The 26349-nt window shown below is 67.9% G+C and carries 25 protein-coding genes and 2 tRNA genes; 16 read left to right on the plus strand and 11 right to left on the minus strand.

Annotated features, from left to right (window positions below; translation table 11 throughout):
• Positions 1-296: 296 nt before the first annotated feature.
• Positions 297-1817, minus strand: coding sequence for an HNH endonuclease signature motif containing protein (locus AC1HFH_RS08505; RefSeq protein WP_480246884.1), 1521 nt, complete (start codon positions 1815-1817; stop codon positions 297-299).
• A gap of 229 nt (positions 1818-2046) precedes the next feature.
• Between AC1HFH_RS08505 and AC1HFH_RS08510 the strand changes: the two genes are divergently transcribed.
• Together AC1HFH_RS08510 and AC1HFH_RS08515 are read left to right on the plus strand one after the other, a co-directional pair.
• Entirely contained in the window at positions 2047-2613 is a 567-nt protein-coding gene (locus AC1HFH_RS08510; protein WP_480246885.1) for a hypothetical protein, read from the plus strand.
• 33 nt (positions 2614-2646) lie between these two features.
• Positions 2647-3792: a TfoX/Sxy family DNA transformation protein gene (locus AC1HFH_RS08515; protein ID WP_480246886.1), complete on the plus strand. Its 1146-nt coding sequence runs from the start codon at positions 2647-2649 to the stop codon at positions 3790-3792.
• A gap of 76 nt (positions 3793-3868) precedes the next feature.
• On the opposite strand, the gene AC1HFH_RS08520 is transcribed toward AC1HFH_RS08515, so the two are convergent.
• Together AC1HFH_RS08520 and AC1HFH_RS08525 are read right to left on the minus strand one after the other, a co-directional pair.
• On the minus strand, positions 3869-4495 hold the full coding sequence (locus AC1HFH_RS08520; protein WP_480246887.1) for an MBL fold metallo-hydrolase: 627 nt from the start codon (positions 4493-4495) through the stop codon (positions 3869-3871).
• Positions 4492-5577: an S-(hydroxymethyl)mycothiol dehydrogenase gene (locus AC1HFH_RS08525; protein WP_480246888.1), complete on the minus strand. Its 1086-nt coding sequence runs from the start codon at positions 5575-5577 to the stop codon at positions 4492-4494. Before AC1HFH_RS08525 ends, AC1HFH_RS08520 begins: the two co-directional genes overlap by 4 nt.
• A 159-nt stretch (positions 5578-5736) precedes the next feature.
• On the opposite strand from AC1HFH_RS08525, the gene AC1HFH_RS08530 reads away from it, so the two are divergent.
• Positions 5737-5940: a cold-shock protein gene (locus AC1HFH_RS08530; RefSeq protein ID WP_480246889.1), complete on the plus strand. Its 204-nt coding sequence runs from the start codon at positions 5737-5739 to the stop codon at positions 5938-5940.
• A gap of 6 nt (positions 5941-5946) precedes the next feature.
• Here AC1HFH_RS08530 and AC1HFH_RS08535 read toward each other — a convergent pair whose 3' ends face one another.
• Positions 5947-6726, minus strand: a complete 780-nt coding sequence (locus AC1HFH_RS08535; RefSeq protein WP_480246890.1) for an MHYT domain-containing protein — start codon at positions 6724-6726, stop codon at positions 5947-5949.
• Positions 6727-7132: 406 nt separating this feature from the next.
• Here AC1HFH_RS08535 and AC1HFH_RS08540 point away from each other — a divergent pair, with 406 nt between their 5' ends.
• The 3 genes from AC1HFH_RS08540 (at position 7133) to serA (ending at position 10022) form a co-directional block, all read left to right on the plus strand.
• Positions 7133-7336 carry a cold-shock protein gene (locus AC1HFH_RS08540; protein WP_480246891.1) on the plus strand — a complete coding sequence of 68 codons (204 nt, stop codon included), beginning with the start codon at positions 7133-7135 and terminating at the stop codon, positions 7334-7336.
• A gap of 751 nt (positions 7337-8087) precedes the next feature.
• Entirely contained in the window at positions 8088-8219 is a 132-nt protein-coding gene (locus AC1HFH_RS08545) for a hypothetical protein (RefSeq protein WP_480246892.1), read from the plus strand.
• 204 nt (positions 8220-8423) lie between these two features.
• Positions 8424-10022 (plus strand): phosphoglycerate dehydrogenase, encoded by a 1599-nt coding sequence (serA, locus tag AC1HFH_RS08550; protein ID WP_480246893.1) that lies wholly within the window; start codon positions 8424-8426, stop codon positions 10020-10022.
• Positions 10023-10148: 126 nt separating this feature from the next.
• Here the strand turns inward: serA and AC1HFH_RS08555 are convergent, their stop codons facing one another.
• On the minus strand, positions 10149-10283 hold the full coding sequence (locus AC1HFH_RS08555) for a hypothetical protein (protein WP_480246894.1): 135 nt from the start codon (positions 10281-10283) through the stop codon (positions 10149-10151).
• A 119-nt stretch (positions 10284-10402) separates the two neighbouring features.
• On the opposite strand from AC1HFH_RS08555, the gene AC1HFH_RS08560 reads away from it, so the two are divergent.
• Positions 10403-11410, plus strand: coding sequence for a 3-isopropylmalate dehydrogenase (locus tag AC1HFH_RS08560; RefSeq protein ID WP_480246895.1), 1008 nt, complete (start codon positions 10403-10405; stop codon positions 11408-11410).
• A 99-nt stretch (positions 11411-11509) separates the two neighbouring features.
• On the opposite strand, the gene AC1HFH_RS08565 is transcribed toward AC1HFH_RS08560, so the two are convergent.
• Complete coding sequence (locus tag AC1HFH_RS08565; RefSeq protein WP_480246896.1) at positions 11510-12769, minus strand: MFS transporter; 1260 nt, start codon at positions 12767-12769, stop codon at positions 11510-11512.
• A 310-nt stretch (positions 12770-13079) separates the two neighbouring features.
• Between AC1HFH_RS08565 and AC1HFH_RS08570 the strand changes: the two genes are divergently transcribed.
• From AC1HFH_RS08570 to AC1HFH_RS08585, 4 genes are all read left to right on the plus strand, one after another.
• Positions 13080-13853, plus strand: a complete 774-nt coding sequence (locus AC1HFH_RS08570) for a fumarylacetoacetate hydrolase family protein (RefSeq protein WP_480246897.1) — start codon at positions 13080-13082, stop codon at positions 13851-13853.
• A gap of 13 nt (positions 13854-13866) precedes the next feature.
• The gene (gene gltX, locus AC1HFH_RS08575; RefSeq protein WP_480246898.1) at positions 13867-15342 is read left to right on the plus strand and encodes a glutamate--tRNA ligase; all 1476 of its coding nucleotides are present in this window, start codon (positions 13867-13869) and stop codon (positions 15340-15342) included.
• Between the two features lie 152 nt (positions 15343-15494).
• Positions 15495-15566: transfer RNA gene (locus AC1HFH_RS08580), tRNA-Gln, on the plus strand.
• Positions 15567-15595: 29 nt separating this feature from the next.
• Positions 15596-15671 (plus strand) — tRNA-Glu (locus AC1HFH_RS08585).
• 52 nt (positions 15672-15723) lie between these two features.
• Here AC1HFH_RS08585 and AC1HFH_RS08590 read toward each other — a convergent pair.
• Positions 15724-16425, minus strand: coding sequence for an IclR family transcriptional regulator (locus tag AC1HFH_RS08590; protein WP_480246899.1), 702 nt, complete (start codon positions 16423-16425; stop codon positions 15724-15726).
• A 119-nt stretch (positions 16426-16544) separates the two neighbouring features.
• Between AC1HFH_RS08590 and leuC the strand changes: the two genes are divergently transcribed.
• The 3 genes from leuC (at position 16545) to AC1HFH_RS08605 (ending at position 19475) form a co-directional block, all read left to right on the plus strand.
• Positions 16545-17969, plus strand: coding sequence for a 3-isopropylmalate dehydratase large subunit (gene leuC, locus AC1HFH_RS08595; protein ID WP_480246900.1), 1425 nt, complete (start codon positions 16545-16547; stop codon positions 17967-17969).
• A 45-nt stretch (positions 17970-18014) separates the two neighbouring features.
• Entirely contained in the window at positions 18015-18623 is a 609-nt protein-coding gene (gene leuD / locus AC1HFH_RS08600; RefSeq protein ID WP_480246901.1) for a 3-isopropylmalate dehydratase small subunit, read from the plus strand.
• A gap of 156 nt (positions 18624-18779) precedes the next feature.
• Complete coding sequence (locus AC1HFH_RS08605; protein WP_480246902.1) at positions 18780-19475, plus strand: HU family DNA-binding protein; 696 nt, start codon at positions 18780-18782, stop codon at positions 19473-19475.
• A 93-nt stretch (positions 19476-19568) separates the two neighbouring features.
• Here AC1HFH_RS08605 and AC1HFH_RS08610 read toward each other — a convergent pair whose 3' ends face one another.
• From AC1HFH_RS08610 to cofC, 3 genes are all read right to left on the minus strand, one after another.
• Positions 19569-20543, minus strand: a complete 975-nt coding sequence (locus AC1HFH_RS08610) for an NUDIX domain-containing protein (protein WP_480247776.1) — start codon at positions 20541-20543, stop codon at positions 19569-19571.
• Positions 20537-22702, minus strand: a complete 2166-nt coding sequence (locus AC1HFH_RS08615) for an RNA degradosome polyphosphate kinase (RefSeq protein WP_480246903.1) — start codon at positions 22700-22702, stop codon at positions 20537-20539. Before AC1HFH_RS08615 ends, AC1HFH_RS08610 begins: the two co-directional genes overlap by 7 nt.
• A gap of 72 nt (positions 22703-22774) precedes the next feature.
• The gene (gene cofC / locus AC1HFH_RS08620; RefSeq protein WP_480246904.1) at positions 22775-23473 is read right to left on the minus strand and encodes a 2-phospho-L-lactate guanylyltransferase; all 699 of its coding nucleotides are present in this window, start codon (positions 23471-23473) and stop codon (positions 22775-22777) included.
• 32 nt (positions 23474-23505) lie between these two features.
• On the opposite strand from cofC, the gene AC1HFH_RS08625 reads away from it, so the two are divergent.
• Complete coding sequence (locus tag AC1HFH_RS08625; RefSeq protein WP_480246905.1) at positions 23506-24501, plus strand: NAD(P)H-dependent glycerol-3-phosphate dehydrogenase; 996 nt, start codon at positions 23506-23508, stop codon at positions 24499-24501.
• A gap of 53 nt (positions 24502-24554) precedes the next feature.
• The gene (locus AC1HFH_RS08630; protein ID WP_480246906.1) at positions 24555-25652 is read left to right on the plus strand and encodes a D-alanine--D-alanine ligase family protein; all 1098 of its coding nucleotides are present in this window, start codon (positions 24555-24557) and stop codon (positions 25650-25652) included.
• A gap of 29 nt (positions 25653-25681) precedes the next feature.
• Here AC1HFH_RS08630 and AC1HFH_RS08635 read toward each other — a convergent pair whose 3' ends face one another.
• Positions 25682-26290: a DUF3515 domain-containing protein gene (locus AC1HFH_RS08635; protein ID WP_480246907.1), complete on the minus strand. Its 609-nt coding sequence runs from the start codon at positions 26288-26290 to the stop codon at positions 25682-25684.
• Positions 26291-26349 lie beyond the last annotated feature (59 nt).

The raw sequence follows: 26349 nt of genomic DNA on the forward strand, positions 1-26349 counted from the left end.
TCGGACCGTAGCCTACGTAGCGATTGGGACCGGGAACCACAGATGAACCGGGTGGTACATCGAACCGACTACCACCGGCCCGGATCCACCGGGCAGTGGAAGGCCACGCAATCAGCGTCGCTGTGACTATCGGTGGCCCGGCTACGGCGGTCCCCGGATCGGGTTGTCGGGGCACGGGTGCGCCCGGCTCACGGGGTGGTAGCGGTCCGTTGAACCCCCCCGGTTGCCCTGATAGCCCATCCTGATCCCCCTTCTCATACCCGATCTCGGGCAACTGTAGCGGTCGAGCCGGACAACTACGGGACGGTTGGGTGACCGTCCGTATCGGGCCTCGTGGACTCCCCATGACTTCTGCCTCGGCGCACGATTCGGCGCTGGGCCTCCCCTTCATCCCCGGCCCGGATCCGCGAGATGGCCTGCGTCAGCAGCTCGCCGGCGTGATGCCGGTGGTTGACCCTGGGCGTCCGGGTGGGGTCGATGTGTGCTGGAGGAATCCAGGCGGTGCGGCCGGGGTGTTTCGAACGGGGTCGAGTCGGTGTGGTGCGCCAGCCGGTGGTGCTGTCGTTGATCAGGCTGTGGCAGTGGTCGCAGGCCAGGGTGAGGTTGTTCAGGTCGGTGGGGCCGCCGGTAGCCCAGTCGGATACGTGGTGGACGGCGCAGCGGGACGCCGGGGTGTCGCAACCGGGGCGGGAGCAGCCGTGTAGCCAGGCGGTGAGGGCGAGACGTTGGGCGGGCGTGGCCAGGCGGCGGGTACGGCCGAGGTGCAGCGGTAGGCCGTGCTGGTCGAACACTGCCAGGTAGGGGCGCGAGCGTTCGGCCAGTTTCAAGGCTTCGGGCAGCGGGACGGTGCCGCCGGTGGCCGTGGTTGCGACGCCGGCCGAGTGTTCGACCTGTTCGACGTTCATGGTGAGGATCGTGGTGACCGGAAGTCCTCGCGAGCTGCCGAGCCGGGCCGGGTTCACGCCGTGCTCGAGAAGTGCCTGGAGCGCGTCGTGGTTGCGCTGGGTTGCGGTGCGGGTGTCGCGTGCGGCGGCAGCCGACAAGGATGCCGGATCTGTTCGGTCTGCTGTTCCGGTGATCGAATCCGGGTCGTCGGGATTGTTGGTGCCCGGGCGGCCGAATTTGTCGAGAACCGGGTCGATGAGGGCACGGAGGGTGGGTGTGAGCTCACCACGGACCGGCGTCATTCCGTCGGCACGTTGGGCGCCGATCCACAGGCCGCGCATGCGCTTGCGATCGTTGTCGTCGGTGTTGCGGCCGTCGGGGTTCACATGGGCGAGGATCGCCTCGCCGACCTTCTTCACGCCTTCGGGTGTTCCTTCGCGGGCGTAGTCGGCGAGAATCTGTTCGGCGGCTTCGAATTCCGGGTTCTGTGTGGAGCCGGGGACGCGCTTCAGTACTGCGGCGACCTCCCGGGCATGTTCCGCCGAGATCTCTCCTGCTGCCTGTGCGGCGGCGGTGTGTGGATGCCGGGGCAGCGTCGGTTCGCCGGCCATATCGTGCCAGGACCCGAGTTGGTGTGCTGCGGCGATCCGGCGGCCGGCCTCGGCAGCCGACAGGCGCAGCGTTTCGACCAACAGCCGTTTGACGGTGCCGGTCCCGGTGCGAGCCGAGGAATGCAGCGCTCGATCGCCGGCCTCGATGATCAGCCGGTGGCCCACGGCAGTGAGGATTCGGGTGGACTGTTCGATATCGCGCAGCAGGCACAGAATTTCGTCATCGGACAACGGGGTGAGCGGACGTTCGAGCCACTCCGATGCCGCGGTCAGCAACTGACCGGCGACCTCGGGTCGGGTGAAGGACGGGCTCGAACTCATGTTCCCATCGTACTTCGGAGGTGCGACACAAAGAAGAGGTAACCCGCTGCGGCCCAAAGACTTGTGAGCTCATCGCGGGCACCGGCGTGTCGGGAGAATCCATCCGCCCGAGTGTCGATCGGCAAACAGACGGTCAGTCACGTGAACCAGTAGCAATCGTATTCATGGTCCGATCGGTCGCCGCCCAGCCTTCGCATTCTCATGAAACCCCGGGTGTTACCCTCCCCGGATGAACGTCCGGTTCGGCAACGGGTGGATCGAGTTCGCCGACTATGACATTCCTTTCGCGAGCGTTCACCCATCAGGTCGGGTCCCGGTCGCCGATGTGCGGGATGTCGACTGGCGGTGTTTGCCGCCCGAGGTGCGACTGACATCCGGTGAGACGTTGTTCGTACCTGCCGGTGCTGCCGAGGAGCTCCGTGAGTTCTGTCTCCGGGAGGAGATCCTCCGAGTCGAGCGCCCGGACGTGTGGGGAGATCTGCTGGAGCCCTTCCTCGACACCGAGATCACACCGCAGGACCGGGTGGCAACGATCGATCGGCTGCGCATACAGGCCGGCCTCTCCCCGGACGAGGTCGAGGAGATCCGGTTCCGGATCGACCGTTTGATGACCGCGTACAACTTCGACAGCATGCTGTGGGAGTGGGCTTATCTCGGGTCGTACGACGTCCTGAAGGCAGCGTTCGGCAGGCTCGTTCGGCAGGAGGTCCGTGACGCGCTGGGGCCGGGTGATGAGATGTACCGGTGGGTGATGCGGCTCGCCGATCGGCGCCCCAGTGACCCGAAAATCGGTTGAACTCAGGTGGACCGGTGTGGCGTCATCATCGGGATGAAACAGCAGCGCCCGGCTACCGCCCGCACCGTCGCCGACGGGCTCAAACTGCATCGGCACCGGGTCCGCTCGGGTCCGGTGGATACCGTGCTCACGTTGCGTCCCGGCACGCGTGCCCGGTTCAGCACGAACAGATTCCACGACACCTGGCATGTGCTGTCGGACGAGCACGGCGCCCGGTTGCTGGCCCGGCTGCTGTGGGGGTTGTCCTACCAGGCTCGCCCGGGCACGGTTGTGGTCATCGACCGGCGATTTCTCACACCTACGCCGTTCGACGCCGATCCGGCCGATCCCATCGTCCTGGCACCCGGTTGGTGCACTCCGGTCACCGACCGGGTGGCCGGAACACTCGGCAAGGGCCTACGTCGAGCCCGGTTGTGCGGCACCGTGCGATGGCGCACGTTCGGATTGGATCGGCTCCTCGAATCCGGGGCATCGGAGAGTCGGTGGGAGAACTACCGGCACCGACCGGAGTCGGGCAGCATCGCGCGTCGCCGCGGCCTGCTGGTGCTGGCTCCGGGCTCACCCGACGAGGCTCGGGCCTGGGCGCTGTCCGCCGCCGAGCTCCGGACGACGGGCAACTGCGGCAGCGACTACGCCTATCTCGGCCCGTACGAGCACGGATACGACGGCGAGATCCAGATATTCGAGCGCTTCCGGTCCATGGTGGGTGTGGCGGAACAGGCCCGTACCCGGGTCATGGCCCGCGCCGCCGTGCCGGAGGACCCCCAGATGTTGCGGTGTGCCGTCTGGGCGGAATCCGAACAGGTCAGGGGCGATGCGCATCTGAAGGTTCGGGTTCGGCACGGATTCCGGTGGGAACTCGGCGCCGCTGCGGCGGCCATGTTGGCCGGTGCCGAGGTGGCCACGCTCGATGATCTGGCCCGAGTGGGGCCGGCGGAGGCGTACCGGCGGATGCAGGCGGCCGGGGTGCGGGGTCTCGACCCGGAGATGCTGTGGGCGATGGAGGGCGCCCTCAGGTTTCGCGAACCGTGCTGTGTAGGCACGGCCCGCCGTCGTGAACTCCTGGCCGAAGCGGGCCTAACGCCGGCCGCACGGCAGCACGGCATGCGTGCTCCCCGCCGCGCCGTGCGTCAGCGCCACCGCACTCGGCAGGCGAATCCACCGAGGCCGCGCAGATGACTCACCTCCCGGCGCCGCTCGTTTCCTCGGACCCGGTGGCCGCGGCCCGACGGTCCGCCCTCGGTGCGCGGATTCCTCAGTACCCCCGCGCCACCCACTCCTCCAGATGCGGCGCTTCGGCCCCGATCGACGTCGCGTCACCGTGCCCGGTGTACACGTTCGTCTCGCCCGGCAGGCCGAACAGCCGATCTCGCAACGACCCGATGATGGTGGGGAAGTCGGAGTAGGAACGGCCGGTGGCGCCGGGGCCACCGGAGAACAGGGTGTCCCCGGAGAACAGGGCGCCCGCTTCCGGGAGATACAGGCAGGACGAGCCGGGGGAGTGGCCCGGGGTGTTGATCAGCTCGAGTTCGGTGCCGGCCACCAGGATGCGCTGGTGGTCCTCGAGTGGCCGGTACGGGACACCGGGGTGGGTCTGCTGCCACAGCATGTCGTCGCCGGGATGCATCATGATCGGGGCATCGAGCGTGCGGGACAGCTCGGGTGCCACGGTGATGTGATCGTTGTGTCCGTGGGTGCAGACGACCGTCACCACATGTCGCCCGGCGACGGCGTCGACGATCGGCGCGGCCCGGTGCGCGGCGTCGATCACCACGACCTCGTGGTCGTCGCCGACGAGCCAGATGTTGTTGTCCACGTCCCAGGTGCCGCCGTCGAGGGCGAAGGTGCCCGAGGTGACGACCCGGTCGATGCGCAGGGTCACAGGATCACCACCGAACGCAGCACCTCGCCGCGGTGCATGGTCTCGAAGGCGCCTTCGACGTCGTCGATGCCAATCCGCTCGGTCACGAATTTCTCCAGCGGCAGCCGCCCCTGCCGATACAGATCGATCAACACCGGGAAGTCGCGTTCGGGCAGGCAGTCGCCGTACCAGGACGACTTCAGAGCGCCGCCGTGCGAGAAGAAGTCCAGCAGCGGCATCTCCAGGCGCATGTCCGGTGTCGGTACGCCGACCAGGACGACCGTTCCGGCGAGGTCGCGGGCGTAGAAGGCCTGCTTCCAGGTCTCGGGCCGGCCGACGGCATCGATCACGACGTCGGCACCGAAGCCGTCGGTGAGATCCTGCACGGCGGCGACGGGATCGGTGCCCGAGGCATCGATCGTATGGGTGGCGCCGAGCTCGGTGGCCCAGGCGAGTTTCCGTTCGTCGCGGTCGATCGCGATGATTCGGCGGGCGCCGACCAGCCGGGCACCGGCGACTGCGGCCGCCCCGACACCGCCGCAACCGATGACGGCGACCGAATCGTCGCGGGTGACGTTGCCGGTGTTGACGGCGGCACCGAGCCCGGCCATCACACCGCAGCCGAGCAGCCCGGCGACCGCGGGATCGGCGTCCGGGTCGACTTTCGTGCACTGGCCGGCATGGACCAGGGTCTTATCGGCGAAGGCGCCGATCCCGAGCGCCGGAGTGAGTTCGGTGCCGTCGGGCAGGGTCATCGGCTGCGCGGCGTTGAAGGTGTCGAAGCAGTACTGCGGCCGCCCCCGGCGGCAGGCGCGGCACTGCCCGCACACCGCCCGCCAGTTCAGGATCACGAAATCGCCCGGGGCGACCGATTCCACCCCGGGGCCGACGGATTCGACGGTGCCGGCGGCCTCGTGGCCGAGCAGGAACGGGAACTCGTCGTTGATGCCGCCCTCCCGGTAGGTGAGATCGGTGTGGCAGACGCCGCAGGCGGCGACCGAGACGACGACCTCACCGGGGCCGGGTTCGGGGATCACGATGTCGGTGACCTCGACGGGTGCCCCCTTCGACCGGGCGATGACGCCCCGTACGCGCTGCGGCATGTGCTGACCTCCCGTGAACGGATGGCGATGGATGGATGTGACGATACGGCTCCGCCGTTCACCGTAGCGCCGTCGTCACCTGTCCGGTGCGGGCTGCGCCGTGGCACCATGAACTGAGCGGGCATCGGCTCGTGGTGGTGTGAAAGAGGTGGGTGCGCAATGGCTTGCGGTGCGGTCCGCTGGTTCGACAGCGAGAAGGGGTTCGGCTTCATCGCTCCCGATGAGGGCGGTCCGGATGTTTTCGTCGAGTACACCGAAGTCGAAGGGGAGGGTTTCCGCTCGCTGGACACCGGTCAGCGGGTCGAATTCGATGTCGCCGACACCCGGCGCGGTCCCGAAGCGCTCGACGTCCGGCGCCGGTAGTCCCGGTCAGGACGGGCGGCCGGGCCAGTAGCGGCTGGCCCGCTGGCCGGTGAGCGGGCGGGCCTGATTGGTGTCGTCCGGATCGGTGATGCCGACCTGCATCAGCAGGATCAAGGTCACCATGCTGATCCCGATCAGCAGCGGAGTGAGCAGCTGGCTCGCGGAGGCGCCGTGCGCTTCCAGATGGGTCCCGCCGTGCGCGCTCATGCTGAACATTCCCACGTAGTGCATGCTGCAGACGGCCGCGCCCATCGCGAGGGCGGCGAGGAAGGTGCGCAGCAGGCTGCGGACATTCTGTGCGAACCAGAGCGCCGCGATGGCCGCTATCACGGCGATGGCCACCGATACGGCGACCAGTAAGGGGTCGTAGCTCATGGCGACGTCGGTCTTCATCGCATACATGCCCGCGTAGTGCATGGCTGCCACACCAAGCCCGGTGATCCCGCCGCCGACCGGCAGCGCTGCGGCGTCCCAGCCGCTGCGCGCGACGATGGACAGGCCGAGCCAGACCACGCCCATCGCGATCAGGGCGCTGAGCACGGTCACGGGGACGTCGTAGCGGACCGTCACCCCGGGCACGGAGAAGCCGAGCATTGCTATGAAATGCATGACCCAGATACCGGTGCCGCCGAGTGCGATGGCGGCCGCCGCGATCCAGCCGCCGTGCCCGGCACTGCTGCGCGAGCGAACCATGAAACGTAGTGCCAGCATCGACCCCATCACGGACATCACGTAGGCGACGGCCGGGGTGATCCAGCCATAGGTGAAGTGGTTGATCTCCAGCACGGTGTGGCTCCTAGCAGACGACTCCGCGGGTGTGTTCCCCCGCACAGTCACGGAAATTACGCTGGTAGATAATTTGCCGCAGATGAATCCGGCAAAATGTATAGCCGACCTGACGCGGTCGCTCGCCACCGGTGTCCGGGCGTCGTCGCGATGCGGTGGAAGCCGGTGTGCCGCTGGGTATCTGCGGGCCCGGCAGCCGATGGGCAACCGGACGGGCATCCTCCCGGCACACCTCCCGGTGAGCGGGATATTCGGCAGGGTGACCGGTTCGGCCGGCCGGAAGCGGGGTCGGATGCCTCACAGTGGCCGGGAATCGATGTGGAGGAATTCCCGAAGACGTGGCATCGTTGAACAACGAGACCGGGACCGGACTATTAGGACCTGGCTCGTCTACAGAAGGTTTGAGATGGCTCAAGGCATTGTGAAGTGGTTCAACAGCGAGAAGGGCTTCGGCTTCATCGCCCAGGACGGCGGCGGCCCCGACGTCTTCGTGCACTACTCGGCTGTGAACGGCAGCGGCTTCCGCTCCCTCGATGAGGGTCAGCGCGTGGAGTTCGAGATCGGTCAGGGACAGAAGGGCCCGCAGGCCCAGGATGTCACCGTGCTCTGATCTCGGCTGACTCCCTCGGGGCCCCGCACCATACGGTGCGGGGCCCCGAGTGGTTTCCGGGGTGGGGCGAGTCGGCCGGTGTTCCAGCGGTACCCGAAAAGGGGTGTCGTTGTGTAACACGCACATCGATATCGGCATAGCGCACGAATGCTCCGTGTAACCCCCATCACGAAATGATGCTTTTCTGTAACCCCGGCGAATCCCGAACGATATTCCGGACGTCCGACCAGTTACCACTGGACAAGATCGACGAAAAGGATGTACCCCATGCTTCCCATCATCATCGACGCCGGCAGTGCCTCCATCGGGGTTGCTCTCGACACCCTTTCGGCCGCGCTGCACGGCATCGCGAACACCCTGTGGACCGGCTCCTTCGGCGCCTGATTCACCACGGGCTACGCCCACGGCTGCGCGCGGTAGCCGTCGGGGTCCCACAGCCCGCAGGGTGTGGGACCCAGGGCGTGTCCGGTGTTGCTGATGTGACTGATGTTGAGTTCATAGCAAATTATCAGTAATTGTTGCCTGCGGGTGACCATGGTTGACGTATCGAACCGTTCTGACCAGTGGCATCCCAGCTAGATGCAGCATTTCTTGCAACCTCTTGCGGTGTGTTCGACGGTGTTATATGGCAGGCGTGGCAATCTGTCTGAGAATGCCGAATCAGGCTATGTCAAGTCTTTTCCGGAATTGACTCGGCGGCTAACGTCCCCAACGGCCCTGACCGAAGACACCGGAAGAATGAGGTAGCGATATGTCAAGTGACCTTCTCGAACTGCTACTCGGTACCGGAAGCTCTTTCCTGGATGTGGGGAGTGCAGCTTTCGACACCGGAATCGGCGCCGTGGACGCCCTTATCGAGCTGTTCACCGGGTCGGCCGGCTGAGTTCATCTACCCCAGGTACAACAGGCTCTGTGCCCGATTCGGGTGCCGGGCCTGTTGTGTTGTTCCGGTCCCGGACCGCACGCCGGTCCCGACGTCGTTTCGCCGCCGGAGCGGGGTGTCTACCGGCCGGTCACCACAGCGCAGGCAGGCCCGACTAAGCTGTCTGCCGAAACGTCGAACCTTCTCTTTCCAGGAGTCCCCACAGTGAGCCAAGCAGGCCGTCCCGTTGTCCTGATCGCCGACAAGCTCGCCCAGTCGACCGTCGATGCGCTCGGTGACGGCGTCGAGGTTCGCTGGGTCGACGGCCCCGACCGCCCGGCCCTGCTCGCCGCCGTGCCCGAGGCCGACGCGCTGCTGGTGCGTTCGGCGACCACCGTCGACGCCGAGGTGCTCGACGCGGGCAAGAAGCTGAAGATCATCGGCCGGGCCGGCGTCGGCCTCGACAACGTCGACGTACCCGCCGCCACCGAGCGTGGCGTGATGGTCGTGAACGCGCCGACCTCCAACATCCACAGTGCTGCCGAGCACGCGGTGTCGCTGCTGCTGTCGACCGCCCGGCAGATCCCGGCCGCCGACGCCACGCTGCGGGAGCACACCTGGCAGCGCAGCAAGTTCAAGGGCGTCGAGATCTTCGACAAGACCGTCGGTGTGATCGGCCTCGGCCGCATCGGCCAGCTGTTCGCCGCCCGCCTGGCCGCATTCGAGACCAAGATCGTCGCCTACGACCCCTACGTCTCGCCGGCCCGCGCCGCCCAGCTGGGCATCGAGCTGATGAGCCTGGACGAGGTACTCGAGCGCGCCGACTTCATCTCCGTGCACCTGCCCAAGACGCCGGAGACCAAGGGCCTGCTGTCGGCCGAGAAGCTGAAGCTGACCAAGAAGGGCGTCGTGATCGTCAACGCCGCCCGCGGTGGCCTGATCGACGAGCAGGCCCTCGCCGACGCCATCACCTCCGGTCACGTCGCCGGCGCCGGTTTCGACGTGTTCGAGACCGAGCCGTGCACCGACAGCCCGCTGTTCGAGCTGCCGCAGGTCGTCGTCACCCCGCACCTGGGTGCTTCCACCGGTGAGGCACAGGACCGGGCCGGCACCGATGTCGCCGAGTCGGTGCTGCTGGCCCTGGCCGGTGAGTTCGTCCCGTCCGCGGTGAACGTGGCCGGTGGCCCGGTGAACGACGACGTCGCTCCGTGGCTCGAGGTCGTCCGCAAGCAGGGTGCGCTGCTCGGCGCGGTGGCCGATGAGCTGCCGGTCAGCCTGGACGTGCAGGTGCGTGGCGAGTTGGCGGCCCAGGACGTGTCGGTGCTGAAGCTGTCGGCGCTGCGCGGCATCTTCTCCGCGCTGGTCGAGGACCAGGTCACCTTCGTGAACGCGCCGGCGCTGGCCGAGGAGCGCGGGATCACCGCCGACGTGAGCACCGCCACCGAGAGCCCGAACCACCGCAGCATGGTGGACCTGCGGGCGGTGTTCGGCGACGGCCGCACCCTGAACGTGGCCGGCACCCTCACCGAGCCGCAGCTGGTGGAGAAGATCGTCAACGTCAACGGCCGCAACTACGATATGCGCGCCGAGGGCTTGAACCTGGCCGTGCTCAACTACGGCGACAAGCCGGGCGCACTGGGCAAGATCGGCACCGCGCTCGGTACCGCCGAGATCGACATCCTGGCCGCACAGCTGAGCCAGGACGTCGACACCGAAGGTGCCACCGTGATCCTGCGGGTCAACAAGCCGGTGCCCGCCGAGGTGCAGTCCGCCATCGCCGAGGCGGTCGGTGCCGGCAAGGTTGCGCTGGTCGATCTGAGCTGATCGGCTCCGCCGTACTCGAAAACGCCGATCCCCCGGCTCCCGACATCGGGACCGGGGGATCGGTCTGTGTGGGCGGTTGTGCCGGGCAGTATGAGCACGGCCGGGGCACTGCGACCGGCCGACCGGTCAGCCGATGCGGTCTTCCCGAGCGTCGACCGCGCTCTTGGCTTCGGCGAGACCGGTTCCCGGGTTCAGTTGCCGATAGCGCTTGATCGCCTGGATCGTCCGTCCCCGGCGCAGTAGTTCGTCGATCCCGAGCATGCGTAAGCTTGCGGTTCCCACTGCGCGGGACGAGTTCGCCCTGGTTGAGGCCCTGATTCCGGCACCCGCTATCGTTGCCGTGTTCCCGCGCGCTTCTATCCGATCGGAGCATTGCTTTCATGAAACTCGCTGTCATCCCGGGCGACGGCATCGGTCCCGAGGTCATCGCCGAGGCACTCAAGGTGCTCGATGTGGTGGTTCCGGGCGTCGAGACCACCGAATACGACCTGGGTGCGAAGCGGTACCACCGCACCGGCGAGATCCTGCCCGAATCGGTGCTGCCGGAGCTGAAGCAGCACGACGCCATCCTGCTCGGCGCGATCGGTGACCCGTCGGTGCCCAGTGGCGTGCTGGAGCGCGGCCTGCTGCTGAAGACCCGGTTCGCGCTGGATCACCACGTGAACCTGCGCCCCTCCAAGCTGTTCCCGGGTGTCACCAGCCCACTCGCCGGCGACCCGGAGATCGACTTCGTCGTGGTCCGCGAAGGTACCGAAGGGCCCTACACCGGAACCGGCGGCGCGATCCGGGTGCAGACCCCGCATGAGGTCGCCACCGAGGTGTCCACCAACACCCGGTTCGGTATCGAACGCGTCGTGCGTTATGCCTTCGCGGCCGCCCAGGCCCGGCGCAAAAACCTGACCCTGGTGCACAAGACCAACGTGCTCACCTTCGCCGGCTCGCTGTGGCAGCGCACCGTCGACGAGGTCGGTGCGGAGTTCCCCGAGGTCACCACGAGCTACCAGCACATCGATGCGGCCACCATCCACATGGTCAACGACCCGGGCCGTTTCGACGTGATCGTCACCGACAACCTGTTCGGCGACATCATCACGGATCTGGCCGCCGCCGTCAGCGGTGGTATCGGCCTGGCCGCCTCCGGGAACATCGACGCCTCGGGCACCAATCCGAGCATGTTCGAGCCGGTGCACGGCAGCGCCCCCGATATCGCCGGACAGTCCAAGGCCGATCCGACGGCTGCCATCCTGTCGCTGTCGCTGCTGTTGAACCACCTCGGCAACACCGAAGCCGCCGCCCGGGTGGAGTCGGCGGTGGCCAAGGACCTCGCCGCCCGCACCGGTGCGGCGTCCACGGTGGAGGTCGGCGACCGGATCGCCGCCATCGTCTGATTCCGGTCTGCGCGACCGGTGACACCGGGCCGCGTACCGATGAGGCCCGCCCGGATTTCCGGGCGGGCCTTCGCCGTATCCACTGGGTGGTACCGGTGTCTATCGCTCGGTACTCGTCTGCGCTTTCCTGGTCCGGGCGGGATGCCGGGCGTCCGGCCGGTCGAGCCCACCGCCGGTTTCGCTGCGTCCCGCAGCCGGGGCAGGGACCAGCGGGACCGCCGCGAGCGCGGCCAACGCTGCCAGCGCGTAGGCAGGTGGGAAACCGGCACCCTCGATCAGTGCGCCGAACACCGGGGGAATCGCCGCCAACACCAGGTTCTGCCCGGTGTTCTGGATTCCGAGTCCGCGGCCGCTCCAGAACGGCCCGGCGATCTCGGCGACGGCGGTGAATGCCAGGCCGTTGTCGGAGACGCTGATCACCGAGACGGCGATGAGCAGCGGCACGGCCAGCCACCACCAGTGCGTCCAGGCGGTGACGGACAGAGCGGCCGTGCTGATCACCGCGGCGATTGCGACGGTGCGTAGCGGGCCCAGCCGGCTGCCCACCCGGTCCGACCAGGCTCCGGCCCCGATCCGCCCGGCCGCGCCGAGCAATTGGGTTCCGGTGACCAATGCTGCGGCAGCCGCCAGCGACCAGCCCAGGTCCTGATGCAGCCACAGCAGTGCGAAGGTCCACACCACCCCTTGCGGCACCACCAGCAGCACCGACACGGCGTGAATGCGCCACAGGGTCGAATGAGTGCGGTACGGATTGATCCGGTCGGCGGACAGCGTCTTCGGCCGCGGCGGATCGACGATTCCGAACAGGCATCCCAGTGCGGCGACTCCGGCCATGATCGCCGGCACCAGCAGGGCGGCCCCGACGCCGAACCGATCGGCGATCTGCGGGACGGCCAGTGCGCCGACCGCTACGCCCAGTGGCTGTGCCGTCTGCCGGATCCCCATTGCCAGGCCGCGCCGATCCGGCGGGAACCAGCCGACGATCACTCGTCCGCTGGCGCCGTTGGAACTTGCGGCGCCGATTCCACCGAGGAACAACAGAACGCCGAACAACACCCGGTCGGTCGCTACTGCGGCGCCGCAGCCGGCGACGAACATCAATGCCGGTCCCGCGACCAGCGCAGCCCGCTCACCGACTCGGTCGACCAGATACCCCCAGGCGATCAGTGTGCACACCAGGCCGACCGTGGGCAGGGCGACCAGTGCGCCCGCCGTCGGCAGTGGCAGGTTCTGGGCGAGCAGGGCGGGCAACAGGAACGGGGTGCCATGGATGAAGGTGGAGCTGGAGGTCTGGGCGAATACCCCGAGCGCGAGCATTGTCCAGCGTCGACTGTCGGGCACCGTGGCTACGGCTTTCATCACCCATCCCATCTCAAATAATGAGAATTGTGTCTCAAAAAATGAACTGCGGTGCCAACCGTACACCGTCTCGGTGCGCCCGCTGCGGTCCACCGGCTGTCCGATGGCTCACACCGGGATCCGGTCGCGCACGTGTCTACCGCGGTGCCCAGGGGTGGGATGATCAGCCGGTGGCCGTCGAAGGTCGAGAAGTGTTCCGATAGGTGCGGGGGTCGATGTCGCCGACCGGCACGCCGCACGCCGCACGCAGTGTGGACGCGGGCGTGCGGCGGTGCAGGGGAGCCCGCCGGTGGTCGATAGACTTCTGCGCATGCGCCTAGGTCGAGTAGCCAGTCCCGAAGGAGTCGCGTTCGTCGCTGTCGAGGGGGACGGCGACGCCGCCGTCGCCAAGGAGATCGCCGAGCACCCGTTCGGCACGCCGACGTTCACCGGCCGGAGCTGGTCGCTGGCCGATGTCCGGTTGCTGGCCCCGATCCTGGCCAGCAAGGTCGTCTGCGTCGGCAAGAACTATGCCGCGCATGCGGCCGAGATGGGTGGCGAGGCGCCGGCCGACCCGGTGATCTTCATGAAGCCGAACACTGCCATCGTCGGGCCGAACCTGCCGATCGTGCTGCCGCCGAACTCCGAGCGCGTCGACTACGAGGGCGAGTTGGCGGTGGTGATCGGCCGGCCCTGTAAGGACGTGCCCGCCGCTCGCGCCGCCGATGTGATCCTCGGCTACACGGTGGCCAACGATGTCACGGCTCGCGATCAGCAGCAGATCGACGGTCAGTGGACCCGCGCCAAGGGCTACGACACCTTCTGCCCGCTGGGCCCCTGGATCGAGACGAACCTCGACCCGGCCGATGTCGAGCTCGTGACCGAGGTCGACGGCGAGGTACGGCAGCGCAGCCGCACATCGCTGCTGCTGCACGATATTCCGGAGTTGATCGAATGGGTCAGTAAGGTGATGACCCTGCTGCCCGGTGACGTGATTCTGACCGGCACCCCCGAAGGGGTCGGTGCGGTCCGGGACGGCCAGCAGGTGTCCGTCACCGTCGAGGGGATCGGCACCCTCACCAATCCTGTTGCCGCCAAACGCTGATCGAGAGAGAGTCATGACTGAAGTACGGGTCCGATTCTGCCCGTCGCCGACCGGTACGCCGCATGTCGGCTTGATCCGCACGGCCCTGTTCAACTGGGCCTTCGCCCGTCACCACGGGGGCACTTTCGTCTTCCGAATCGAAGATACCGATGCGGCAAGGGATTCCGAGGATTCCTACCGTGCCATTCTGGATTCGCTGCGCTGGCTCGGGCTGACCTGGGACGAGGGACCGGAGGTGGGCGGGCCCTACGAACCGTACCGGCAGTCGCAGCGCCGGGAACTGCATCTCGACGTGGTCCGGCGTTTGCTGGCGGCCGGTGAGGCCTATGAATCGTTTTCCACACCGGCCGAGGTCGAGGAGCGGCATCGGGCGGCGGGCCGGGATCCGAAGCTCGGGTACGACAATTTCGATCGGGACCTGACCCCCGAGCAGATCGCGGCGTACAAGGCCGAGGGCCGGCCCGCGGTGGTCCGGCTGCGGATGCCCGATTCGGATCTGTCGTGGCACGATCTGGTGCGCGGTGAGACCACCTTCAAGGCCGGCACGGTGCCGGACTTCGCGCTCACCCGCGGTTCGGGTGACCCGCTCTACACCCTGGTGAATCCGGTCGACGACGCCACCATGCGGATCACCCACGTACTGCGTGGTGAGGATTTGCTGTCCTCGACGCCGCGGCAGCTCGCGCTGTATGCCGCATTGCAGCGGATCGGCGTGGCCGATTTCACTCCGGAGTTCGGTCACCTGCCGTTCGTGATGGGGCAGGGGAACAAGAAACTCTCCAAGCGTGACCCGGAGTCGAATCTGTTCGTCCACCGGGACCGCGGGTTCATTCCTGAGGGTTTGCTGAATTATCTGGCGCTGCTCGGCTGGAGCATCTCCGAGGACCGGGATGTGTTCTCGATGGCGGAGATGGTGACGGCGTTCGATATCACCAAGGTGAATTCGAATCCGGCCCGTTTCGACCAGAAGAAGGCCGACGCGATCAACGCCGAGCAGATCCGGCTGCTGGAGCCGGGTGATTTCGGTCATCGGCTGCGGGAGTTCCTGACCGAACACGGGCATATCGGCGCCGAAGTGGACGAGAAGACTTTCCTGGCGGCTGCCGAATTGGTGCAGACCCGGATCGTGGTGCTGTCGGACGCGTGGGATCTGCTGCGTTTCCTGTTCGTCGCCCCCGCGGAGTTCACCATCGACGCGGCCGCCGGCCGGAAGAACCTCGGCGAGGCGGCCGAACCGGTGCTCGATGCCGCTCTGGCGGCCGTGGAGCCGCTGCCGGAGTGGTCGGCGACGGCGCTCGAGGAGGCGCTGAAGAAGGCGCTCATCGACGATCTCGGGCTGAAACCGCGCAAGGCGTTCGCACCGGTCCGGGTGGCGCTGACCGGATCGCACATCAGCCCGCCGCTGTACGAGTCGATGGAACTGCTGGGCCGGGAGCTCTCGCTCGCCCGGTTGCGGGCCGCGCAGGGCTGGCAGCCACCGGCCCAATGATCGTCCGACCGTGGGTCACGGGCGGTAAAACATGCTCTGACCTGCCGATTTGTAGTTTACCCCATGGTGTTTGGTAATCTTCTTCTCGGCGCGGAACACGGAGCCCGGCACCGAAGGCCATTCGGTGCAGTAGGCGCGTGATCCTCGGTCATTGGGGTATGGTGTAATTGGCAACACGGCTGATTCTGGTTCAGTTGTTCTAGGTTCGAGTCCTGGTACCCCAGCAAGATCCCACCTCTGGTGAGATCGTCCTGGTCCCGTCGTCTAGCGGCCTAGGACGCCGCCCTCTCAAGGCGGTAGCGCGGGTTCAAATCCCGTCGGGACTACCACGTACGAAACCCCGGTCGACCTTCGACCGGGGTTTCGTCGTCTCCGGCGGTGTCACAGCCGCTTGTGCAAGGCCTCGGCCGCCGCCACCAGATCCGCCGCCCACCGGGCACCGGGACGGCGGCCCATCCGGTCGATGGGGCCGGATACCGAGATGGCGGCCACTACGCCGCCCGAACCGTCCCGGACCGGTGCCGATACGCTGGCGACACCGGAGGCTCGTTCGGCCGCACTCTGTGCCCAGCCGCGCCGCCGGGTCTCGGCGAGGGCCCGTTCCCCGAACACGGCCTCGGCCAGTACCGAACGCTGCAGCTCCGGCTCGGCCCAGGCGAGCAGTACCTTTGCCGCGGAGCCCGCGGTCATCGGCAGCCGGGAACCGATGGGCACGGTGTCGCGCAGGCCGGCCGGCGGTTCCAGGGCCGCCACACAGATCCGATGCTGCCCGTCCGGGCAGTACAGCTGCACGCTTTCCCCGGTGATCTCGCGCAGCCGGGGCAGCACGGCCGCCGCGGATTCGGTGAGCGGATCCGCGGCGCCGGCGGCCAGTTCGGCGAGGGCCGGCCCGGGGCGCCAGAGCCCGTTGCCGTCCCGGGCGAGCAACCGGTGTGTCTCCAGGCCGACGGCCAGGCGGTGGGCGGTCGCCCGGGGCAGGCCGGTGCGGGTGCACAGCTCGTTCAGTCCGCACGGCTCGTCGGCGACGGCGTACAGCACGACCATGGCTTTGTCGAGGACGCCGATACCGCTATGCTGTCTCATAGAACGATACTAACGTCTCAAATTATGAGATTCCAACAAGCACGATGCCGAGAAGGATTCCGGCGCGCGACGCACACAGCCCCGTCGATGCGCCGGACGTCGTCGAAAGGTGAGCCAAGATGGCCGAGCGCGCACGCACACTGGCCGAGAAGGTGTGGGAGGAGCATGTCGTCGCCCGTGGCGCGGGCGAAGGTGCCGCCCGCGAACCCGACCTGATCTACATCGACCTGCATCTGGTGCACGAGGTGACCAGTCCGCAGGCGTTCGACGGCCTCCGCGCGGCCGGCCGGCCGGTGCGCCGCCCCGACCTCACCATCGCGACCGAGGACCACAACGTTCCGACCGTCGACATCGACAAGCCGATCGCGGACCCCGTCTCGCGCACCCAGGTGGAGACCCTGCGGCGCAACTGCGCGGAATTCGGCGTGCGCCTGCACCCGATGGGTGATCTGGACCAGGGCATCGTGCACGTGGTGGGGCCGCAGTTGGGCCTGACTCAGCCGGGAACGACCGTGGTGTGCGGGGACAGTCACACCTCGACCCACGGCGCGTTCGGCGCGCTGGCAATGGGTATCGGCACCAGCGAGGTCGAGCATGTGCTGGCCACCCAGACCCTGTCGCTGCGCCCGTTCAAGACCATGGCGATCAATGTCGACGGGGCACTGCCGCCCGGCGTCACCAGCAAGGACCTGATCCTGGCGGTGATTGCCCAGATCGGCACCGGTGGCGGGCAGGGGTATGTCCTGGAATACCGGGGCTCGGCCATCGAGCAGTTGTCGATGGAAGCCCGGATGACCATCTGCAACATGTCCATCGAGGCCGGCGCCAGGGCCGGCATGATCGCGCCCGACGAGGTGACCTACGAGTTCCTGAAGGGGCGTCCGCATGCGCCGCAGGGCGCCGACTGGGATGCCGCGGTACAGGCCTGGAATGCGTTGAAGACCGACGAGGGTGCACAGTTCGACGCCGAGGTGCACATCGATGCGAGCACTCTGACCCCGTTCGTCACCTGGGGCACCAACCCGGGGCAGGGTGCGCCGCTGGGCGCGAATGTGCCGGATCCGGCGCAGATGAGCGACGAGACCGAGCGGGAGGCCGCCGCCAAGGCGCTGGACTACATGGGCCTGGAAGCGGGTATGCCGCTGCGGGACGTGGTGGTGGACACGGTGTTCGTGGGGTCCTGCACCAACGGCCGGATCGAGGATCTGCGGGCCGTCGCCGACGTGCTGTCCGGGCGCCGGGTCGCCGACGGCGTGCAGATGCTGATCGTGCCGGGCTCGATGCGGGTGCGGGCGCAGGCGGAAAAAGAGGGGCTCGGGGAGATTTTCACCGCGGCGGGCGCCCAGTGGCGGCAGGCGGGCTGTTCGATGTGCCTGGGGATGAATCCCGATCAGCTGTCCCCGGGGCAGCGCTGCGCATCGACATCGAACCGTAATTTCGAAGGCCGCCAGGGCAAGGGCGGGCGTACCCATCTGGTGTCCCCGGCCGTCGCCGCGGCCACTGCGGTGCGCGGCACGCTGTCCTCGCCCGCGGATCTGGCCTGATACCGGCCGCCGCCGGAGCCACGCACTTCATCGAAGGAGAATCAGATGGACGCCTTCACCGTTCACAAGGGCATCGGGGTACCGCTGCGCCGATCCAATGTCGATACCGATCAGATCATCCCGGCCGTGTACCTCAAGCGGGTTACCCGGACCGGATTCGAGGACGGGCTGTTCGCCGGCTGGCGTACCGATCCGGACTTCATTCTGAACACCGAGCCGTACAGCCGCGGTTCCGTCCTGGTCGCCGGACCGGATTTCGGCACCGGTTCCTCGCGGGAACACGCGGTGTGGGCGCTGTCGGACTACGGCTTTCGAGTGGTCATCTCCGCCCGTTTCGCCGACATCTTCCGGGGTAATGCCGGTAAGGGCGGGCTACTGGCCGCGCAGATGTCACAGAACGATGTCGAAATGTTGTGGAAGCTCCTGGAGGAACAGCCGGGTCTGGAATTGGTGGTCGACCTGACCGAGCGCACTGTGACGGCGGGAACCGTCGTGTTGCCGTTCGATATTGACGACTACACCCGGTGGCGTCTGCTGGAGGGTTTGGACGACATCGGGCTCACGCTGCGGCGTAGCGACACGATCGCCGAGTTCGAAAAGGCAAGGCCGGCATGGAAACCGGTCACGCTCCCGGAGTCTAATTCGCAAGCGTAATCACCGGATCCGGTTAGCTGGAGTCCTCCGCAGGCGGTAGCTGGTCGTGTGCTACACCACATGAATTTTGGCGTGGCACATAGACTCTTGCACAATCTGGGTTTACCGTGGTACCTAGTCGGTCCGACGACGGGCCATTAGTCTGCGGAGGATTCAATGAACAAGGCGGAACTGATCGACGTTCTGACCGAAAAGTTGGGTACGGACAGGCGTACGGCCACCGCGGCAGTCGAGCACGTGGTCGACACCATCGTCCGCGCCGTACACAAGGGTCAGAGCGTAACCATCACCGGATTCGGTGTCTTCGAGCAGCGTAAGCGCGCACCGCGCGTGGCACGCAACCCGCGTACGGGCGAAACGGTCAAGGTCAAAGCGACTTCGGTGCCGGCTTTCCGCCCGGGTGCGCAGTTCAAGGCCGTCATCGCGGGTAAGCAGAAGCTGGCCGCGACCGGCCCGGCAGTCAAACGCGGCGTCAACCCGCCGATCTCGGCGAAGAAGTCGACAGCCACCAAGACAGCGGCCAAGAAGGCGGCCGCCAAGAAGACCGCCGCGAAGAAGGCAGCGGCCAAGAAGAGCACGGCGACCAAGGCTCCGGCCAAGACCACCGCCAGGAAGGCCGCGACCAAGGCGCCCGCCAAGAAGACGGCGGCGAAGAAGACGACCGCGGCGAAGAAGACCACGGCGGCCAAGAAGACAGCCGCGAAGAAGACCACAGCGGTCAAGAAGACGGCCGCGAAGAAGGCTCCGGCCAAGAAGACAGCCGCGAAGAAGGCTCCGGCCAAGAAGACGGCTGCCAAGAAGGCTCCGGCCAAGAAGACCGCCGCCAAGAAGGCCACTCGGCGGAGCAGGTGACGCCGACGTGAGCAGCGGATCCGAGCACGGCCCCGGGGGTTGGCCTCCGGGGCCGTGTCGCTGCTCGGGCCGCCTTCGACGGCCGAGTCGTCTTCAAGGTTGGGTCGACCGCACGATGCCGGTCGAGAACGACCGGTCCAAATGATCTGCGGCGACCAATCGGTCGTCGGTGAACGACAACGCCCAGACACTGCCCTTACGGTTCCGCGCCGCGGGCAGGGACAGTCCGTCCCGATCCGCCCAGGCCGCCAGTAGGTCGGCGATCTCGCTGCCCCGCGCGCACATCACCGGAATCGCATTCTTGCGAACCAGCGATCTGATTCGTTCTCGCGCTTGCATTTTCGCGTTCGAATAGCTCGTTTCGGAAAACAACGGCTCGGGCTGGATTGCCGAACCGAGGTGTTCGGCGAGCGGGGTAACAGTCTGGATACAGCGCAGCGGATCCGCGGAATGCACCTCGGAGGCGCCGAATGCCAGCAGATTCGGGACGAGGGCGGCAGCTTGGCGGCGGCCCGCCGCGTCGAGCGGCCGATCGTCGGCACCGTCCGAATGCGGCCGCCGGCCCGCCTTACCGCACCGAACCAGCAGCAAGGTGTCGGTATCCGCGGGGAGCCTGCTGAAACTGCGCACGATCTGCCGGTCCATCGGATACGACAGCGCGTCCATCACCTCCTCCAGCGGGCACCAGATCAGCTCGTCGACCTCGGCGTTGGCGGTGAATTCACCATCGACCGAGCGGGCCGCCCAATAGTCCACCCGCTTCAGCTTGCGGTGCCCCGGAATCGGGTAGGTGACATGCCCCAGGTACCGCCCCAGCCGGCAGGCCACCCCGGTCTCCTCGCCGACCTCGCGCACCGCCGCGACCACGGGACTCTCCCCGGGGTCGAGCTTGCCCTTGGGCAGCGACCAATCCTGGTACTTCGGCCGGTGGATCACGGCGATCTCGATGCCGGAAGCGGAGCCGGGGGCGGGGCGCCACAGCACCGCACCCGCGGCATGGATATTCGGATGGACCCGGGGATCTCGCACTGTGCTGCCGCCTGCCTGCTCGCCGGGGGTGCTCACGATTCCTTCGGCCGGCGCAACCGCATCAGATACTGCTGGTGGTCGCGAACCTTGCCGGATTCGGAATTGCTGGGCCAGGCCTGCCAGCGGCCGTCCGCGCCGAGCACGAAGGACCGGGTCATCGGATCCAGCGCGGAATCGAAGACCACGTCCAGCTCGCGGCACAGCCGCGGGTCCCGGACCTGAGCCATCACCTCCACCCGGCGGTCCAGATTGCGGTGCATCATGTCGGCACTGCCGATCCAGTACTCGTCCTGCGCCCGGAAGTTCAGCACCCGGGAGTGTTCCAGGAACCGGCCGAGGATCGACCGCACCTCGATGTTGTCGCTCATCCCCGGCACGCCAGGGCGCAGACCGCAGATCCCGCGGACCACGATCTGCACCGGCACCCCGGCCCGGGAGGCGTGGTACAGCGCATCGATGATCTGCTCGTCGACGATGGCGTTGGCCTTCAGCCGGATCCGGGCGTCGTGGCCCTGCCGGGCCAGCTCGATCTCCCGATCGATCCGTTCGATGATGCCGTCCCGCACGCCCAGCGGCGCGACCAGCAGATTGCGGTAGCTCTCCTTGCGGGAGTAACCGGTGAGCGAGTTGAACAGATCGGTCAGGTCCGCGCCGATCTCCGGGGCCGCCGTCAACAGGCCGATGTCCTCGTACAACCGGGCCGTCTTCGGGTTGTAGTTGCCGGTGCCGATATGGCAGTACCGCCGGATCGTCGACCCCTCCCGCCGGACCACCAGGCAGGTCTTGCAGTGGGTCTTCAATCCGATCAGGCCGTACACCACATGCACGCCGGCCTGTTCCAGTGCCCGGGCCCATTTGATGTTGGCCTGCTCGTCGAAGCGGGCCTTGATCTCCACGAGCGCGACCACCTGCTTACCGGCTTCGGCGGCATCGATGAGCGCGTTGACGATCGGTGAATCACCGGAGGTGCGGTACAGCGTCTGCTTGATGGCCAGCACCTGCGGGTCGGCGGCGGCCTGTTCGATGAATCGCTGCACGGTGGTGGAGAACGAATCGTACGGGTGGTGCACCAGCACATCGCCCTCGCGTAGCGCGGCGAAGACATTGCGCGGGGTCTCCCGTTCCCCGAAGGCCGGCGGAGTGGCCGGAACGTAGGGCTCGTCCTTGAGATTGGGCCGGTCCACGCCGTACACCTGCCACAGACAGGACAGGTCCAGCAGGCCGGGTACCTGAATCACATCGGCCGGGTCGACCTCCAGTTCGCGCAGCAGCAGATCGAGCATGTGCTCGGTCATGTCGTCGGAGACTTCCAGCCGGACCGGCTTACCGAAGCGACGCCGGGCGAGTTCGCGCTCCATCGCCTGCAGCAGGTCCTCGTCGCGGTCCTCGTCGACCTCGAAATCCGCGTTCCGGGTGATGCGGAACGAATGGTGTTCCACCACGGTCATCCCGGGGAAGAGCAGATCCAGGTGCGCGGCGATCAATTCCTCCATCGGAACGAACGCCGCCAGCGTGGACGCGGAGTCGCTGCGCTTGAGCCGGACGAACCGGTCCACATTGTCGGGCACCTTCACCCGGGCGAAGTGCTCGGCGCCGGTGATGGTGTCCTGCACGGTGACGGCCAGATTCAGGCTCAGCCCGCTGATGTAGGGAAACGGGTGCGCGGGGTCCACCGCGAGCGGGGTCAGCACCGGGAACACCTGATCCTGGAAGTACCCGGACAGCCGCCGCTGTTCGGCATCGTCGAGATCGGACCATTCGATGATGTCGATGCCCTCGTCGGTCAGGGCGGGGCTCACCGAGTCGAGGAACACCCGGGCGTGCCGCTCGGCCAGTTCCTGGGCCCGGGCGGTGATCAGCTCCAGCTGTTCGGACGGGGACCGGCCATCAGCGGAGCGGACCGAGAGCCCGGTCTCGGCGCGGCGTTTCAACCCGGCCACCCGGACCATGTAGAACTCGTCGAGGTTGGAAGCGAAGATCGCCAGGAACTTGGCGCGCTCCAGCAGCGGCGCGGACTCGTCCTCGGCGAGCGCCAGCACCCGGGCGTTGAAGTCGAGCCAGCTCATTTCGCGGTTGAGGTAGCGATCCCGGGGCAACTTCGGGGTGCTGCCGTCTGCGGACGCCGGTTCCGCGGCAGCGGGCGGGGGTGGAAGCAACTGCTGCTTGACGGTCTCCGTATCGCTCACGACAACCATCATCCCTCACCGACCGGCCGGTGTGCATTGCGACGCGGCCCCGACGTGACGTGGGACTCGCCACGTCGGGGCCGGTCAGCACACGGTCCGGGCAGTGGGCGGCGGCGGCTCGGCGGTGCGGCCGGTCAACAGGGATTCGGTCAGGAGCACACGGGTGGCCGCGCCGGGACCGAGTTCCGCGACCGCGGCCAGATCGGCCGGGGTGTCGACGTCGTGCCGGAGCCCCGGCCACGGCCCGGCAACCGGCAGCGCGCCGTCGGCACGGTGGCTCCGGGCGGAATCGGCGCCGAAGCGCGGGCGCAGCTCGTCGTCCGGAGCACCGGACAGCAATGCGGTGGTGCCGATCCAGGTGTGGTCGGGCACCACGGCGCGGGTGCCGGACGGCACCGTGGTCAGCAGACCGGACAGCTCGGCGGGGCGCAGCGCGGGCAGATCTGCCTGCAGTGCCAGCAACCGGCACGGACCGTGCCGGTCCCGGACCGCCGTGGCTGCCGCGGTGAGCGCGGTGTTCAGCCCGTCGGTCCCGGCGTCGGAGAGGGGTTCGGGCAGGACCCGGGCGCCCAGTGCGCGGACCCGGGCCGCGGCCCGGGGATCCGGGGTGACAACGGTGACCGACGCCAGCTCCGCGGTGTCCAGTGCCGCCGTGACGGTATCGGTCAGCATGGCCAGGACCAGATCGGCCCGCTGCTGCTCGGACAGCGGACCGGCGAGCCGGCTCTTGGCCCGATCGAGGTGTTTCACCGCGATCACGGCGTGCACGGTGTGCGATCGCATACCTGTAGATCCTTCCATGGCATATTGGGCCCATGGCGAGGGCGGCAGTATTGGGCGCGGGGTCGTGGGGCACCGCGTTCGCGAAGGTGTTGGCAGAAGCGGGAACCGACGTCACCATCTGGGCTCGACGGGCCGAGGTGGCGCAGGCACTGGCCACCGGGCATCGCAACCCGGCGTATCTGCCCGACGTGCAGTTGCCACCGGTCGCCGCGACCACGGATCCCGCGGCCGCGCTGGCGGGGGCGGACATCGTGGTGCTGGCCGTGCCCGCGCAGTCGCTGCGCGCCAATCTCGAACGGTGGAGCGCCGATATCGACCCCGAGGCCACGCTGCTCAGCCTGGCGAAGGGGATCGAGACCGGCACGCTGCTGCGGATGAGCCAGGTGATCGCGGAGGTCACCGGCGCCGACCCGGCGCGGATCGCCGTGTTGTCCGGGCCGAATCTCGCGGGGGAGATCGCGGCCCGCCAGCCCGCCGCCACGGTCGTTGCCTGCCCGGACACCGCCCGTGCCGAGGCGGTCCAGCATGCCGTGGCCACCGGATACTTCCGGCCGTACACGAATACCGATGTGGTCGGCTGTGAAATCGGTGGAGCCTGTAAGAACGTGATCGCGCTGGCCTGCGGTATCGCGGCCGGGATGGGGCTGGGCGACAATTCGATCGCCAGCCTGATCACCCGCGGCCTGGCCGAGATCATCCGCCTCGGTGTGGCGCTGGGGGCACAGCCGGTGACCCTGGCCGGTCTGGCCGGTGTCGGTGACCTGGTCGCCACCTGCACCTCACCCCTGTCGCGCAACCGCAGTTTCGGCCAGGTCCTGGGCGCCGGCGGGTCCATGCAGGCCGCGCAGGAGGCCACCCATGGCCAGGTGGCCGAGGGTGTGAAGTCGTGCACATCGATCCGGGCGCTGGCGGCGGCACACGAGGTGGAGATGCCGCTGACCGATGCGGTGCACCGGGTCTGCCACGAGGGCCTGTCGGTGTCCGAGGCGGTGGGCAGCCTGCTCGGCCGGCGGATCAAACCGGAATAACTCGTCCAGGGCGGCAGGCATGGTCCGCCGCGCTGCCGGGTACGGTTCCGGACATGACGAACCGGATCAAGGTGGCTGTGGTGTTCGGCGGACGCAGCAACGAGCACGCCGTGTCGTGTGTCTCGGCGGCCAGCGTGCTGCGCAACCTGGATCCGCAGCGCTACGAAGTCGTGCCGATCGGAATCACCGAACAGGGCAGCTGGGTGCTGGCCGGAGACCGGGTCGCCGAACTCGAACTGGGCCACGGCGCCCGGCCGGCGGTGGACGGTACCGGTACGGCGCTCACCCTGGCCGCCGATCCCGGCCGCTCGGGAACGCTGGTCGCGCTGGACGAACCCGGCACCCCCCTCGGGCAGGTCGACGTGGTCTTCCCGATCCTGCACGGGCCGTTCGGGGAGGACGGCACCCTGCAGGGCATGCTCGAGCTGGCCGGAGTGCCCTACGTCGGGCCCGGTGTCCTGGCCAGTGCCGCCGGGATGGACAAGGAGTTCACCAAGAAGCTGCTGGCCGCGGAGGGGCTTCCGGTGGGCCGGCAGGTGGTGCTGCGTCCCGGCACGGCCGGCCTCACCGATGCCGAGCGGGACCGGATCGGACTGCCCGCGTTCGTGAAACCCGCACGCGGCGGCTCCTCGATCGGGATCACCAAGGTCACCGACTGGGCGGGCCTGGACGAGGCGATCGCCACCGCCCGGCGCCACGACCCGAAGGTGATCGTCGAGGCCGCGATCGTCGGCCGCGAAGTGGAATGCGGGGTGCTGGAATTCCCGGACGGCCGGGTGCAGGCGAGCGCGGTGTCGGAGATCCGGATGCCCGAAGCCGATACCAGCGCCCCCGAGTTCTACGACTTCGACACGAAGTATCTCGACGACGTCTGCGAATTCGACGTCCCCGCCAAGCTCGACGACGAGGTGGCCGACCGGCTGCGGGAGCTGTCCGTCGCCGCGTTCCGGGCGCTGGACTGCCAGGGGCTGGCGCGGGTCGATTTCTTCGTCACCGCCGATGGCCCGGTGATCAACGAGATCAACACCATGCCCGGGTTCACGCCGATCTCCCAGTATCCGCGGATGTGGGAGGCCACCGGCATCGATTACGCGACGTTGGTGGCCACCTTGATCGACACGGCGCTGGCCCGCGGCACCGGCCTGCGCTGACCGCCCGCCGGTCGGATCGGCCGGTGCTGTCAGTTCGGAATCGGCCCGGGCTCGGGCTCCTGCGCCGGCAGGGTCGCCGCGATGGCCGCGGACAGCTCCTGCATCGGGGTCGCCCCGGCGCCGTCCGGGACGGTGACGGCGATATAGGTCTCCCGGTCCACGGCGAACCAGGTCGAGGTCTTCGCGACGTCGTCGCGCACCTGGAACCACTGCACGTCGTCGACCACCTGCAGCGCCGCGGCCCGGTCGAACTCCAGGGGGCGGTCCAGGCCGCAGCGCAGCACGATCGGCTCGCCGGCATCGTCGGGCTGCCATGCCCGGGTGGCCGGCGGGGCCGGTTCCATCAGCTCGGCTTCGGTGTAGTCACCGAGTTCGGTGGGCAATTCGGGCAGCAACGCCGTGCAGGCCGGGCCGTCCGCCGCCGGCGCCGGGACCGGGCCGAGCGCCAAGGGCTCGTGTTCGACCGGTGCCCGGGCGATCAGCACTGCCGCGACCAGCACGCCGACCACGAGCACCACCGGCAGTGCGATCACGGTGGCGATCAGCGCCGGCGAATGCCCGGCCGGTGCGACCGGCTCCGGTGCCGGATCGGGTGTGCCCCCATCCGCGGTGTCCTGATCCGTCGAATCCGCCGCCATGACTACGTCGTCCTTTCCGCTTCGGTCGGCGCCGCTGCGTGCGCCCCGTCGAAAGGGTA

Source organism: Nocardia sp. KT25-26 (assembly GCF_056627695.1).

Coding starts and splice junctions, on each gene's coding strand:
- AC1HFH_RS08570 (WP_480246897.1), top strand. CDS start 13,080: ATGCGCCTAGGTCGAGTAGCCAGTCCCGAAGGAGTCGCGTTCGTCGCT.
- AC1HFH_RS08530 (WP_480246889.1), top strand. CDS start 5,737: ATGGCTTGCGGTGCGGTCCGCTGGTTCGACAGCGAGAAGGGGTTCGGC.
- cofC (WP_480246904.1), bottom strand. CDS start 23,473: ATGCGATCGCACACCGTGCACGCCGTGATCGCGGTGAAACACCTCGAT.
- AC1HFH_RS08630 (WP_480246906.1), top strand. CDS start 24,555: ATGACGAACCGGATCAAGGTGGCTGTGGTGTTCGGCGGACGCAGCAAC.
- AC1HFH_RS08605 (WP_480246902.1), top strand. CDS start 18,780: ATGAACAAGGCGGAACTGATCGACGTTCTGACCGAAAAGTTGGGTACG.
- AC1HFH_RS08545 (WP_480246892.1), top strand. CDS start 8,088: ATGTCAAGTGACCTTCTCGAACTGCTACTCGGTACCGGAAGCTCTTTC.
- AC1HFH_RS08590 (WP_480246899.1), bottom strand. CDS start 16,425: ATGAGACAGCATAGCGGTATCGGCGTCCTCGACAAAGCCATGGTCGTG.
- AC1HFH_RS08625 (WP_480246905.1), top strand. CDS start 23,506: ATGGCGAGGGCGGCAGTATTGGGCGCGGGGTCGTGGGGCACCGCGTTC.
- AC1HFH_RS08555 (WP_480246894.1), bottom strand. CDS start 10,283: ATGCTCGGGATCGACGAACTACTGCGCCGGGGACGGACGATCCAGGCG.
- AC1HFH_RS08565 (WP_480246896.1), bottom strand. CDS start 12,769: ATGAAAGCCGTAGCCACGGTGCCCGACAGTCGACGCTGGACAATGCTC.
- AC1HFH_RS08525 (WP_480246888.1), bottom strand. CDS start 5,577: ATGCCGCAGCGCGTACGGGGCGTCATCGCCCGGTCGAAGGGGGCACCC.
- AC1HFH_RS08540 (WP_480246891.1), top strand. CDS start 7,133: ATGGCTCAAGGCATTGTGAAGTGGTTCAACAGCGAGAAGGGCTTCGGC.
- AC1HFH_RS08635 (WP_480246907.1), bottom strand. CDS start 26,290: ATGGCGGCGGATTCGACGGATCAGGACACCGCGGATGGGGGCACACCC.
- AC1HFH_RS08615 (WP_480246903.1), bottom strand. CDS start 22,702: ATGATGGTTGTCGTGAGCGATACGGAGACCGTCAAGCAGCAGTTGCTT.
- gltX (WP_480246898.1), top strand. CDS start 13,867: ATGACTGAAGTACGGGTCCGATTCTGCCCGTCGCCGACCGGTACGCCG.
- AC1HFH_RS08515 (WP_480246886.1), top strand. CDS start 2,647: ATGAAACAGCAGCGCCCGGCTACCGCCCGCACCGTCGCCGACGGGCTC.
- AC1HFH_RS08560 (WP_480246895.1), top strand. CDS start 10,403: ATGAAACTCGCTGTCATCCCGGGCGACGGCATCGGTCCCGAGGTCATC.
- leuD (WP_480246901.1), top strand. CDS start 18,015: ATGGACGCCTTCACCGTTCACAAGGGCATCGGGGTACCGCTGCGCCGA.
- AC1HFH_RS08505 (WP_480246884.1), bottom strand. CDS start 1,817: ATGAGTTCGAGCCCGTCCTTCACCCGACCCGAGGTCGCCGGTCAGTTG.
- leuC (WP_480246900.1), top strand. CDS start 16,545: ATGGCCGAGCGCGCACGCACACTGGCCGAGAAGGTGTGGGAGGAGCAT.
- AC1HFH_RS08510 (WP_480246885.1), top strand. CDS start 2,047: ATGAACGTCCGGTTCGGCAACGGGTGGATCGAGTTCGCCGACTATGAC.